Below are 11,552 nucleotides of genomic sequence, written 5' to 3'. Positions count from 1 at the left end.
GCGGGGGCTGAGACGGGTGCGGGCGCCGCGGGCGGCTGAGACGGGTGCGGCGCGCCACCCTCGCCGGGTGGCGCGCCGCACGGAGAGCCCGCGTGCCTACCTCAGCACGGTGTACAGGGCCGAGGTCAGGGAGGCGCGGCTGTCGTCCTGGTCGATGGACCACATCATCGAACCACCCAGCCCCTTGAGCCGGATGTAGGCGGCCTTCTGCAGCAGCACCTTCGGGTCGTCGTACGACCAGAACTCGTTGCCGTCGTAGAGCCACACCGCTCCGGTGCGCAGGTCGCGGTAGCGCTTGCCCGGCTTGGCGACCAGGTCCTTGTAGTCCTCGCTGCCCGCGGCCCACTTGCCGGGCGCCGGGCCGGTGGCGGGCTTGTAGAGGCCGTCGCCGCCGCCCGTCACGCCGGTCCAGCCCTGCCCGTAGGCGGGCACGCCGATCACGAGCTTGCGCGCGGGGGCGCCGCGCCGCAGGTAGTCGCGGACGGTCTGGTCGACGCTGTAGCGGACGGGGTTCGGGTCGCGGCGGTCGGTGAAGAGGTTGCCGTTGTGCCCGGTCTGCGTCTCCCAGCTGCCGCGCAGGTCGTACCCCTGGAGAGTGGCGAAGTCGAGCTGCTCGAACACGCGCCGCACCTCGAAGCCGGCGTCGATCTTGGCGGCGGCGGCCGGCAGGAACGCGGTGAGTTGCGAGGAGGCGGAGAACGCCCGCAGCTGCGAGCGCAGCTCCTTCACGAACAGGGTGAAGTTCCGCTTGTCCTCGGGCCTGATGATGTTGCCCTCCTTGCCGGACGAGCCCGGCCACTCCCAGTCGAGGTCGATGCCGTCGAACACGCCGGCGCCCGCGCCCGGCTCAAGGCCCGGCAGGTTCCCGCGCATCCACAGGTCGACGCACGACTGGGCGAGCTTGGCGCGCGACTCGGGGGTCAGCACCGCGTCGGAGAAGTACTTCGAGCCGGTCCAGCCGCCCAGGGAGATGAGCGCCTTGAGATGCGGGTGCTTGGCCTTGAGCTTGCGCAGCTGGTTGAGGTTGCCGTTCAGCGCCTGGCCGGGCTCGTCGGCGGCGCCGTCCACGCTCTGCTCCGCGGGCACCGGCCGCTGCCAGTCGGCCCACGGGTCGGCCGAGTAGCAGGCGCCTTCCGCGTTGACGAAGCCGAAGGCGTAGTTGACATGCGTGAGCTTGGCGGCGGCCCCGCTGGCGTCCATGTCCTTGACGTGGAAGTTCCGGCCGTAGACGCCCCACTGGACGAAGTAGGCGACCCGCTTGAAGCCGTGGGACGCCTCGGCGGGCACCGAGATCGCCGACAGGCCGAGGAGGAGCGAGAGTGCTATCAGGATCTTCTTCACGGGCCTCTCCAGTGGGGGGTGTACGACTTTTTTAGGAAAGTTTCCTATTAGTCGTCCGGATCGTAGGCCCACGGGACCGGGCAGTCAATGGCAGCGGGCAGACTGGAAGGCGTGCCATCCACCCTGCCCGACGGCGACCCCGCGCCCGCCTCGGGCGAGCTCCCCGAGAGCGCGCTGCGCGGCCTCGGCGGGCGCGCGTTCGGTTTCTACGTGCACGTGCCGTTCTGCGTGACGCGCTGCGGCTACTGCGACTTCAACACCTACACCGCCGCCGAGCTGGGCCCCGGCGCCTCCCAGCGCGACTACGCCGACACTGCGGTCGCCGAGGTGCGGCTCGCGCGGCGCGTCCTCGGCGACGCCGAGCTGCCGGTGGAGACGGTGTTCTTCGGCGGCGGCACGCCCACCCTGCTGCCCCCCGGCGACCTGGCGCGGATCCTGGCGGCCATCGACGCGGAGTTCGGGCTCGCGCCGGGCGCCGAGGTGACCACCGAGGCCAACCCCGAGTCCGTCGGCCCCGCCTCCCTCGAACAGCTGCGCGAGGGCGGCTTCACCCGCGTCAGCTTCGGGATGCAGAGCGCCCGGGAGCACGTGCTCCAGGTCCTCGACCGCCGCCACACCCCCGGGCGGGCCGCGCAGGCTGTGCGCGAGGCGAGGAAGGCGGGCTTCGACCACGTCAACCTCGACCTGATCTACAGCACCCCGGGCGAGTCCGACGACGACTGGCGGGCGTCGCTGACCGCCGCGATCGAGGCCGAGCCCGATCACGTCTCGGCCTACTCGCTCATCGTGGAGGAGGGCACGCGGCTGGCCGCTCGGATCAGGCGCGGCGAGCTGCCCATGCCCGACGACGACGTGGCCGCCGACCGCTACCAGATCGCCGACGCGATGCTGGGCGAGGCCGGGTTCCGCTGGTACGAGGTGTCCAACTGGGCGACCTCCGACGACGCCCGGTGCCGCCACAACCTGCTCTACTGGACCGGCGGCGACTGGTGGGCCGTCGGCCCGGGCGCGCACAGCCATGTCGGCGGCACCCGCTGGTGGAACGTCAAGCACCCGGCCGCGTACGCCCAGCGGCTGTCCGCCGGGGTCTCGCCCGCCCACGCGCGCGAGGTGCTGGGCGCGGACGACCGCGAGACCGAGCGGCTGATGCTGGAGCTCCGGCTGGCGTCCGGCTACCCGCTCGCCGAAGTGGCCCCCCGCGCGCGTACGGCGGTCGCCGCCGCGCTGGGAGGCGGGCTGCTGGAGCCGGAGCCCTTCAAGGCGGGCCTGATGGTGCTCACCCTGAAGGGACGGCTGCTGGCCGACGCCCTGGTGCGCGACCTGGTCAGCTGACCATGCGGATGGAGAGCGGGTAGCGGTAGTTCTCGCCCCGGTTGGCGGCGAGCGCGGCCTGGATGTGGAAGATCAGCGAGACGATCCAGATGATCGGGAACAGGAACAGCCCGATCAGCACGATCGACAGCGCGCCGGCCACCACGTAGCCGATGAACATCGTGATCTGGAAGTTGAGCGCCTCGGCCGACTGGTCCCTGACGTACGGGGCCTCGTCCTTCTTCATCAGGTAGATGATCAGCGGGCCGACCCACGAGATCAGCAGGCCCAGCACATGGGCGAGCATGGCCATGGTGGTGTCGTCGGTGCCGGGGCGCGGGCCGTACTGTCCTGGCACGTACGGCGGGCGCTGCTGGGGCGCCGCGTAGCCGTGACCGGGTTGCTGGTAGCCGGGGTCGTAACCCTGGCCCGGCTGCTGGTATCCCGGGCCGGGCTGCCCGTAGCCCTGGTCCGGCTGCTGGTAGCCGGGCGGCGGGGTGGGCGGCTGCCCGTACGCGTAGCCGGGCTGCGGACCCGAGCCAGGCTGGGGGCTCCAGCCGGGCTGGGCGCCGGAGTCGGGCTGCCTCCCGCCTGGGCTCTGGTCGGGGATGTCGGAGCGCGGGACGCGCCGCGTGGCGTCGTCCGGCTCCGGTTGAGGCGGGTCCTGGCTCATGATGCCTCCGTAACGAAGTCGATCAGTTCCTCCACCCGGCCGAGCAGCTCGGGCTCCAGGTCTGCGAAGGTCGAGACGGCGCCGAGGATCCGCCGCCACGCCTCGGGCGGCTCGACGTGCCAGCCCAGGGCCGCGATCACACCCTCCTTCCACGGTATCCCGCGGGATACCCGAGGCCAGGCCGGGATGCGCAGCGCGGCGGGCTTGACCGCCTGCCAGACGTCCACGAACGGATGTCCGACGACCAGCACGTCAGGCGAGGTCACCTCGGCGGCGACGCGGCTCTCCTTGGAGCCGGGAACGAGGTGGTCGACCAGCACGCCCAGCCTGCGCCCCGGGCCCGGCCCGAACTCCGCCACGATGGCGGGCAGGTCGTCGACCCCCTCCAGGTACTCGACCACCACGCCCTCCACCCGGAGGTCGTGACCCCAGACCTTCTCCACCAGGGCGGCGTCGTGCACGCCCTCCACGTAGATGCGGCTCTCCCTGGCGACCCTGGCCCGCAACCCTTCAACGGCGATGGAGCCCGACGCGCTGCGCCTCGGGCCGTGCGGGGCCGCCGCGGGCCGTACCAGGGTCACGACCTTGCCCTCCAGCAGGAAGGCGGCCGGCGCCAGCGGGAACAGCCGCCGCCGACCGAACCGGTCCTCCAGCGTGACGGCCTCCTTGTCGCAGGCCACCACCGCGCCGCAGAAGCCGCTCTCGGCGTCCTCCACGACGAGGTCCGGCTCGGCGGGCACCTTCGGGATCGTGCCCCTGCCCGGCCGCCGCCAGTCGCCCGCCAGAACATCACCCTCGTACACACGGGGACCGTAGCAAATCACCCGCCCATCGCGAGACGCTTGCGGCTGCCGCTGCGCCGTACCAGCACCACGACCGTCACGACGATCCCGACGAGGATTCCCGCGCCGGGGATCAGCAGCAGGGCCGCCACGCCCCCCGCGAGGCCGCCGACGGCGGACGAGAGGTCGCGGCCCACGCCGAAGCGCGCGCCGGCCTGCTCCTGGGTCTCGCAGACGAGCCGGTAGTCGCCCCGTGCCGGAGCGTTGACCAGGAGGATGAGCTGCCAGCGGGTCGAGCCCTGCGTGACGGTCTGCTCGACCCGCGTGTTCGCCAGTCTCGCCTGGCCGGGGCCGCCGGAGATCTGGCACACGTAGTGCACGCGCGTCGCGCTGGCCAGGTAGATGGCGGGCTTGTCGGCCGGGTCCAGCGGCACCGTGACGCTCTCGCCCGAGGCGAACGTCCTGGACGGGGCCACGCTGCTCACCGTGCTGAACACGCCCGCCCCGAACAGGCCGACTCCCGCCAGCACGCAGACCAGCGCGATCACCCAGGCGACCGCGATCCACCACAGCGGGGGCCTGACCAGCTTGGGGTCCGGCCGCGGGCCGAACTGCGGCACGCCTCCGTACGGGCCCTGCGTCGGGTACGGCTGCCCGCCGAACGCCGGCCCGCCGTAGGAGGCCCCGCTGGGAGGCTGCGGACCGTAGCCCGCGGGACCGCTGGGCGGCTGGAAGCCGTACGACGGGCCGCTGGGGGGCTGTTGCCCCTGGGGCGGGCCGCTCGGGGGCTGCTGCCCGTAGGGCGGCCCGGTCGGCGGTTGCCCGTACGGAGGGCCGGTCGGGGGCTGCTGCCCGTAGGGCGGGCCGGCCGGTGGCTGCGGGCCGTAGGAGGGGCCGCTCGGAGGCTGCCCGCCGGATGGAGGAGCGCTCGGCGGCGCGTACGGCGAGGCGTGCTGGGGCGGAGGGGGTTGACCGGGAGTGGGCCCGGATCCGGGCGGAGGACCGTACGGCTGGGGCTGGGATTCATCGGTCATATCGGTCAGTCTGAGGCCTGGAGGTTCACGCACGCCAGCCGCGGGATGGACGGCTGTTTATCGCGCCTTGTGGGCAACGGCCGTACACTTGGCACTCGGGAACACAGAGTGCTAGAGCTGTTCCCGGGAAGAGGCAGAGGCAGGAGGTGAGCACGTGCTCGACGATCGGAAGCTGGCGGTGCTCCGCGCCATTGTCGAAGACTACGTGTCCACCAACGAACCGGTGGGCTCCAAGGCGCTCGCCGAGCGTCACAACCTGAAGGTCTCCCCCGCCACCGTGCGCAACGACATGGCCGCGCTGGAGGAGGAGGGCTACATCACCCAGCCCCACACCAGCGCGGGCCGCGTGCCGACCGACAAGGGCTACCGGCTGTTCGTCGACAGGCTGTCGCAGATCAAGCCGCTCTCCGGTGCGGAGCGCAGGGCGATCGAGACGTTCCTCGTCGGCGCGGTCGACCTCGACGACGTGGTGACCCGCACCGTGCGGCTGCTCGCGCAGCTGACCAGGCAGGTCGCGGTCGTCCAGTACCCCACGCTGACCCGCTCGACGGTCCGGCACGTCGAGCTGGTGCCGCTCACCGACCGGCGCGTCATGCTCGTGCTGATCACCAACACCGGCCGCGTCGAGCAGCGGGTGATCGAGCTGCCCGAGGTCGTGGAGGACACCCGGATCGCCCACCTGCGCGCGGTCCTCAACGCCTGTCTCGACGGCTGCGGGCTCACCACCGTGCCCGAGCTGGTTGCCGACCTGCCCGAGCGGCTGCCCGTCGAGGATCGGCCGGCGGTGGCGACGATCCTGTCGGTGCTGCTCGAGACGCTCGTGGAGCGCCACGACGAGAAGATCGTGTTCGCCGGGGCGGCCAACCTCGCCGGCGCCGACTTCTCCACGGGGCTGCGCGACGTGCTCGAGGCGCTGGAGGAACAGGTCGTGCTCATGCGGTTGCTCGGCGAGACTTCCTCAGACACCCCGTCCGCGCTCACCGTGCGCATCGGCTCCGAAAACCCTTACCTGCACGGCACATCCATCGTCGCCACGGGATACGGTTCTGGCGACAACCAACTGGCCCGGCTCGGCGTGCTGGGTCCAACAAGGATGGACTATCCCGTGACGATGGGCGCCGTGCGCGCGGTGGCACGCTACGTCAGCCAGATCCTGGCTGCATCTTAAGAGGTCGATAAGTGGCAAACAGTGACTACTACGCCACCCTCGGGGTGCGGCGTGACGCCAGTCAGGACGAGATCAAGAAGGCCTACCGGAGGCTGGCACGGGAGCTGCACCCCGACCTGAACCCGGATCCCGCGACCCAGGAGCGGTTCAAGGAGATCACGCAGGCCTACGAGGTGCTGTCCGACCCCAGCAAGCGCCAGATGTACGACCTGGGCGGCGACCCCTTCGCCGGCGTGGGCGCCGGCGCGGGCGCGGGAGGGTTCGGCGCCGGGTTCCCGTTCAGCGACATCATGGACGCGTTCTTCGGCACGGCGGGCGGCTCGCGCGGGCCACGCTCGCGTGCCCGCAGAGGTCGCAACGCCACCATCCGCGTCGAGCTCGACCTGCGCGAGACCGCGTTCGGCACCACCCGCGAGCTGGTCGTCGACACGGCCGTGCTCTGCGAGGTGTGCCAGGGAGCCGGGGCCGCGCCCGGCACCCACCCCGACACGTGCGACATGTGCAACGGGCGTGGAGAGATCTCCCAGGTGACGCGGTCGTTCCTGGGCCAGGTCATGACCTCCCGGCCCTGCCCCCAGTGCGGCGGCTTCGGCTCGATCATCCGCCACCCGTGCCAGGAGTGCTCCGGCGACGGCCGCGTGCGCACCCGCCGTACGATCAAGGTCCGCATCCCCGCGGGCGTCGAGGACGGCACCCACATCCAGCTCGCCGGCGAGGGCGAGGTCGGCCCCGGCGGCGGGCCGCCCGGCGACCTCTTCCTGGAGATCGTCGAACGCCCGCACGAGATCTTCGAGCGGCGCGGCGACGACCTCCACTGCACGGTCCAGATCCCGATGACGGCCGCCGCCCTCGGCACCGTGCTCGCCGTGGAGACGCTCGACGGCCCGGAGGACGTCGACGTTCGCCCGGGCACCCAGTCGGGCCAGGTCATCACGATGTTCGGCCGGGGCGTCCAGCGGCTCAACGAGACCGGCCGCGGCGACCTGCTGATCCACGTCAACGTCGAGACCCCGTTGCGCCTCGACCCGGCGCAGGAGGAGCTGCTGCGCGAGCTGGCCAAGCAGCGTGGCGAGGAGCGGCCGCCCGGCAAGTTCGCCCCCGGACAGCAGGGGTTCTTCTCGCGGCTGCGCGACGCGTTCAACGGTAGATGATCCGCCGGGAGACGCTCTCGCTGAGCAGGGCGGCCGCCGCCGGGCGGTGCGCGGGGTGTGATCGCCGGTGAGCGTTCCGGTCTTCCTGTCCGACGCTCTCGACGGGCCGGAGCTCGTGCTCGGGGGCCAGGAGGGGCGGCACGCGGCCGCCGTACGGCGGTTGCGCGTGGGGGAGCGGGTCGATCTGACCGACGGCGCCGGCGCGGTCGCCGAGTGCGTCGTGCGCGAGGTGCTGAGGGACGCGCTCAGGCTCGACGTGACACGCCGCTACGAGGTCGCGGCGCCCCAGCCGCGGATCGTCGCCGTCCAGGGGCTGCCGAAGGGCGACAGGGGCGAGCTGGCGGTCGAGATGATGACCGAGGCGGGCGTCGACGTGATCGTCCCCTGGGCCGCCTCGCGCAGCATCACCCAGTGGAAGGGGGACCGCGCGGCCAAGGCACTCGGCCGGTGGCGTTCCACGGCGCGCGAGGCGGGCAAGCAGGCGCGCAGGTTCCACCTGCCCGAGGTGAGCGAGCCCGCGTCCACGGCGCGGGTCGAGGAGCTGCTGGCCGGGGCCGCGCTGGGGCTGGTGCTGCACGAGGAGGCGGCCGAGCCGCTGTCCGGTGTCGAGCTCCCCGCCGGTGGCGACATCGTCGTGGTGGTGGGGCCCGAGGGCGGGGTCTCCGATGACGAGCTGGCCGGGTTCAGGGCGGCGAAGGCGGTGCCGGTGCTGCTGGGGCCGACGGTCCTGCGCACCTCGACGGCTGGGGTGGCGGCAGCCGCCGTACTGCTGGCGCGCACCGGCCGCTGGTGAGTCCCCGCGGGATGAAGGGGCGTGACGGGCGGCGGGCGCTCGCGCGCGGATCGGGCGTGGCGGGCGGTGGGCTCGCCTCCTGCGTGGGCTACGGGGTGGAGAGGGGCGTGCCGACCAGGGGGCTGGCGATCTCGGTCGGCGTGGGGTCGGGTTCGGCGGGCGGGCATGCGTCGGCCGGGCACGCGGTGGCCGACGAGTCGGGCTCGGACTGCGTCGAGGACGGCTTGGGTGTGGGCTTCGGCGTGCCCGTGGGGCACTTGTCGCGCGACTCCTCCGGCTCCGCCGTGACCGTCGGGCAGGGGGTCGGGGTCGCCGAGGGCGTGGGCTTGCTCGTGGACTTGGCCGTCTCGGCGGGCTTGGAGGGCCGGGTGGCCGGGTCGGGCACGACCACGACCTGCGAGGGCTGGCTGCGCACGGGTGGCACGGGGGACACGGCCCGGTTGGTGGAGTCGGCCGCGGGGGGCGTGGAGGTGCTGTTGGCGCCCGCCACCGTGTCGCGCAGGACACCGTGGCGCAGGGGAGGGACGACCATCACGATCGTGCCGGCCACGAGCAGGGCGCTGGCGGCGGCCGCACCCGCACGCCACCAGAACAGGTTGCGCACGCCGCGCCGCTCGATGCGGGCGCGGATGATCTCCAGTCCTTCCGGCGAGGGCACGACCGTGTCCGCCTCCGCCCGCAGCACACGGCGCAGCACGTCACCGTACTCGTCGGGGGGCTGGGTCATGACATTTTCTCCAGGACGGATCGCAAGGCGGCCATGCCACGCGCGGTGTGGCTCTTGACCGCGCCCTTGCTGATGCCCATGGCGTGGGCGATCTCAGCCTCGGACAGATCACCGTAGTAGCGAAGGACGAGTGCCTCTCTCTGACGCGTCGGGAGGGCCCGAAGTGCCTCGATGACGGCGGAGCGTTCCAGCTCGCCGATCGCGCCGTTCTCGGCGCTCGGGGCGTCCGGCAGACCCTTGGGAGCGTACTTCTCGACGACCGCGCGGTGGCGCAGCACCGAACGGGACCGGTTGACGACGGATTGACGCAGGTAGGCGAGTGCTTTGTCGGGGTCGCGCAGTCTGCGCCAGGCGCCGTGGATGGCGACGAACGCGTCCTGCACGACTTCCTCAGCGGTTGCCATGTCGCGTACCAGCAACACAGCGAGACGCACCAACGACCGGAAGTGCGCGCTGTAAAGCGCGGTAACGGCCATGTCGGCGTCCCACCCGACCGGCACCGCCCCTAACGACCTGTCGGCCAGAAGGGTTTCGGTGGTCACCTCATGAGGACGCTCGGCCTTCCCAGATGGTTTACGCTCTTGCGGTTCCTTAGGGGGCATTACCCAGTCGTGTCCTCGCCAGGTGGCCTACCCGACCCTGAATCGTTCTTATTTTTTCGTTGAAGTGTCGCACACCCACACTAACCGCGAGGATCTTCCCGTGCACGAACAGCCGATTCCCGATTCGCAACAGGGTGCTGTGAAGTGGAGGCTACCAGGCCCTGATCGGTGCGGGGCGGAGACGGCGGCTGTCGGTAGGGTGCTCGTGTGACCGACTGCCTCTTCTGCAAGATCGCGGCCAAGGAGATCCCGGCCGAGATCGTCCTCGAGACCGACAGGACGCTGGCGTTCCGCGACATCAACCCGCAGGCCCCGACCCACGTGCTCGTCGTGCCGAAGGAGCACCACGCCGACGCCGCGGCCCTGGCCGCGGCCGACGACGGGCTGGCCGACGACGTCCTCAAGACGGCCCACGCCGTCGCCCAGGGGGACGGCGTGTCCGAGGCCGGCTACCGCGTCGTGTTCAACACGGGGCCCGCCGCGGGACAGACCGTCTTCCACGTCCACGCCCACGTGCTCGGCGGGCGCGAGATGCGCTGGCCGCCCGGCTGACGCGCGGCCGCGCACTCCGTGATATTGGCGCGAGCGAGCGGCCCGCGCCCGGCTACCATGGGCGGTGAAGCACACCCAGAGAGACCGGGAGGCATCAGGCCGCTGGCCTGCCCATGTCCGAACTACACGAATCCCGACGGACTGCACCTCCGACGCGCACGCAGGCCAAGGTGCTCATTCCGGACGAATACCCGATGGTCAGCCTCCTGGGCTCCCGCGACGAGTTGCTGCGCGTCATCGAGGGCGCCTTCAGGGCCGACATCCACGTGCGAGGCAACGAGATCACCGTCACCGGCACCCCCGACGAGAGCGGCACCGTGGTGCGGCTCTTCGAGGAGCTGGTCGAGGTGCTCAACAACGGCGGCGAGCTCACGCCCGACGCCGTCGAGCGGAGCATCGCCATGCTGCGCATGACCTCCGACCGCCCCGCCGAGGTGCTCTCGCTCGACATCCTCTCCTCCCGAGGCCGCACGATCAGGCCCAAGACCGTCAACCAGAAGCGATACGTCGACGCGATCGACATGCACACGATCGTCTTCGGCATCGGTCCGGCCGGCACCGGCAAGACCTATCTCGCGATGGCCAAGGCCGTCCGTGCCCTGCAGGAGAAGCGGGTCAACCGGATCATCCTCACCCGGCCCGCGGTCGAGGCCGGCGAGCGGCTGGGGTTCCTGCCCGGCACGCTGTACGAGAAGATCGACCCCTACCTGCGCCCGCTGTACGACGCGCTGCACGACATGGTCGACCCCGATTCCATCCCCAAGCTGATGGCGGCCGGCACGATCGAGGTCGCGCCGCTCGCCTACATGCGGGGCCGCACCCTCAACGACGCCTTCATCATCCTCGACGAAGCGCAGAACTCGTCGGCCGAGCAGATGAAGATGTTCCTGACGCGGCTCGGCTTCAACTCCAAGATCGTGGTGACGGGCGACGTCACGCAGGTCGACCTGCCGGCGGGCACGACCAGCGGGCTCCGCGTCGTCCAGGAGATCCTCGACGGCATCCCCGACATCCACTTCTCCCGCCTCACCAGCTCCGACGTGGTGCGCCACAAGCTGGTGAGCGAGATCGTCGACGCCTACGGCCGCTACGACGCCCAGCGGGAGCCGGGCCCCGCCAAGACGATCCAGCAGCGGGGCAGGCGGCGATGAGCATCGAGATCAACAACGAGTCGGGCGCCGAGGTCGACGAGGAGAGCATCGTCAGGCTGGCCGCCCACGTGCTCGGCGAGATGGGCGTCAATCCGCTCGCCGAGATGTCCATCATGGTCATCGACGAGAACGCCATGGCCGAGCTGCACGAGAAGTGGATGGGCGAGCCGGGCCCGACCGACGTGCTGGCCTTCCCCATGGACGAGTTGCGCCCCGGCGGCGGCGCGCGCGGCGACGGCGACGCGCCGGCCGACCCGGCGCTCCTCG

At 71.7% G+C, this 11,552-nt stretch carries 13 protein-coding genes; 7 read left to right on the top strand and 6 right to left on the bottom strand.

Features of this window, described 5'->3' with window-relative positions; translation table 11 throughout:
- Positions 1 to 96: 96 nt before the first annotated feature.
- Complete coding sequence (locus DQW85_RS34950; protein ID WP_240197629.1) at positions 97 to 1,341, bottom strand: glycoside hydrolase family 18 protein; 1,245 nt, start codon at positions 1,339 to 1,341, stop codon at positions 97 to 99.
- A gap of 111 nt (positions 1,342 to 1,452) precedes the next feature.
- Between DQW85_RS34950 and hemW the strand changes: the two genes are divergently transcribed.
- Positions 1,453 to 2,673: a radical SAM family heme chaperone HemW gene (hemW, locus tag DQW85_RS34945; protein ID WP_113704030.1), complete on the top strand. Its 1,221-nt coding sequence runs from the start codon at positions 1,453 to 1,455 to the stop codon at positions 2,671 to 2,673.
- On the opposite strand, the gene DQW85_RS34940 is transcribed toward hemW, so the two are convergent.
- From DQW85_RS34940 to DQW85_RS47225, 3 genes are read right to left on the bottom strand one after another with little or no spacing between them, the layout of a single operon-like run.
- On the bottom strand, positions 2,666 to 3,325 hold the full coding sequence (locus tag DQW85_RS34940) for a DUF4870 domain-containing protein (RefSeq protein ID WP_113704029.1): 660 nt from the start codon (positions 3,323 to 3,325) through the stop codon (positions 2,666 to 2,668). The two genes, hemW and DQW85_RS34940, sit on opposite strands and share 8 nt — an antisense overlap.
- Positions 3,322 to 4,128 (bottom strand): DUF3097 domain-containing protein, encoded by an 807-nt coding sequence (locus DQW85_RS34935; protein ID WP_113704028.1) that lies wholly within the window; start codon positions 4,126 to 4,128, stop codon positions 3,322 to 3,324. Before DQW85_RS34935 ends, DQW85_RS34940 begins: the two co-directional genes overlap by 4 nt.
- Before the next feature lie 17 nt (positions 4,129 to 4,145).
- Positions 4,146 to 5,141 carry a hypothetical protein gene (locus DQW85_RS47225; protein WP_240197628.1) on the bottom strand — a complete coding sequence of 332 codons (996 nt, stop codon included), beginning with the start codon at positions 5,139 to 5,141 and terminating at the stop codon, positions 4,146 to 4,148.
- A gap of 154 nt (positions 5,142 to 5,295) precedes the next feature.
- Here DQW85_RS47225 and hrcA point away from each other — a divergent pair, with 154 nt between their 5' ends.
- From hrcA to DQW85_RS34910, 3 genes are all read left to right on the top strand, one after another.
- Positions 5,296 to 6,309, top strand: a complete 1,014-nt coding sequence (gene hrcA / locus DQW85_RS34920; RefSeq protein ID WP_113704027.1) for a heat-inducible transcriptional repressor HrcA — start codon at positions 5,296 to 5,298, stop codon at positions 6,307 to 6,309.
- A gap of 11 nt (positions 6,310 to 6,320) precedes the next feature.
- On the top strand, positions 6,321 to 7,460 hold the full coding sequence (gene dnaJ, locus DQW85_RS34915; RefSeq protein WP_113704026.1) for a molecular chaperone DnaJ: 1,140 nt from the start codon (positions 6,321 to 6,323) through the stop codon (positions 7,458 to 7,460).
- Positions 7,461 to 7,527: 67 nt separating this feature from the next.
- Complete coding sequence (locus DQW85_RS34910) at positions 7,528 to 8,253, top strand: 16S rRNA (uracil(1498)-N(3))-methyltransferase (protein ID WP_113704025.1); 726 nt, start codon at positions 7,528 to 7,530, stop codon at positions 8,251 to 8,253.
- An 88-nt stretch (positions 8,254 to 8,341) separates the two neighbouring features.
- On the opposite strand, the gene DQW85_RS34905 is transcribed toward DQW85_RS34910, so the two are convergent.
- On the bottom strand, positions 8,342 to 8,980 hold the full coding sequence (locus tag DQW85_RS34905; RefSeq protein ID WP_113704024.1) for a hypothetical protein: 639 nt from the start codon (positions 8,978 to 8,980) through the stop codon (positions 8,342 to 8,344).
- Positions 8,977 to 9,456, bottom strand: coding sequence for a SigE family RNA polymerase sigma factor (locus DQW85_RS34900; RefSeq protein WP_113704031.1), 480 nt, complete (start codon positions 9,454 to 9,456; stop codon positions 8,977 to 8,979). Before DQW85_RS34900 ends, DQW85_RS34905 begins: the two co-directional genes overlap by 4 nt.
- A 333-nt stretch (positions 9,457 to 9,789) precedes the next feature.
- Here DQW85_RS34900 and DQW85_RS34895 point away from each other — a divergent pair, with 333 nt between their 5' ends.
- The 3 genes from DQW85_RS34895 to ybeY form a co-directional block, all read left to right on the top strand.
- Positions 9,790 to 10,134 (top strand): histidine triad nucleotide-binding protein, encoded by a 345-nt coding sequence (locus DQW85_RS34895; RefSeq protein ID WP_113704023.1) that lies wholly within the window; start codon positions 9,790 to 9,792, stop codon positions 10,132 to 10,134.
- A gap of 113 nt (positions 10,135 to 10,247) precedes the next feature.
- Entirely contained in the window at positions 10,248 to 11,285 is a 1,038-nt protein-coding gene (locus DQW85_RS34890; protein WP_113704022.1) for a PhoH family protein, read from the top strand.
- Positions 11,282 to 11,552: rRNA maturation RNase YbeY (gene ybeY / locus DQW85_RS34885; protein ID WP_205315639.1), on the top strand; the 271-nt coding region annotated here is incomplete at its 3' end. The genes DQW85_RS34890 and ybeY, both read left to right, overlap by 4 nt.

This window comes from Nonomuraea lactucae (assembly GCF_003313395.1).
Classification (GTDB): Bacteria; Actinomycetota; Actinomycetes; order Streptosporangiales; family Streptosporangiaceae; genus Nonomuraea; species Nonomuraea lactucae.
Note: the sequence above shows the minus strand (reverse complement) of the source record. Positions and strands in the feature narration are given on the sequence as shown.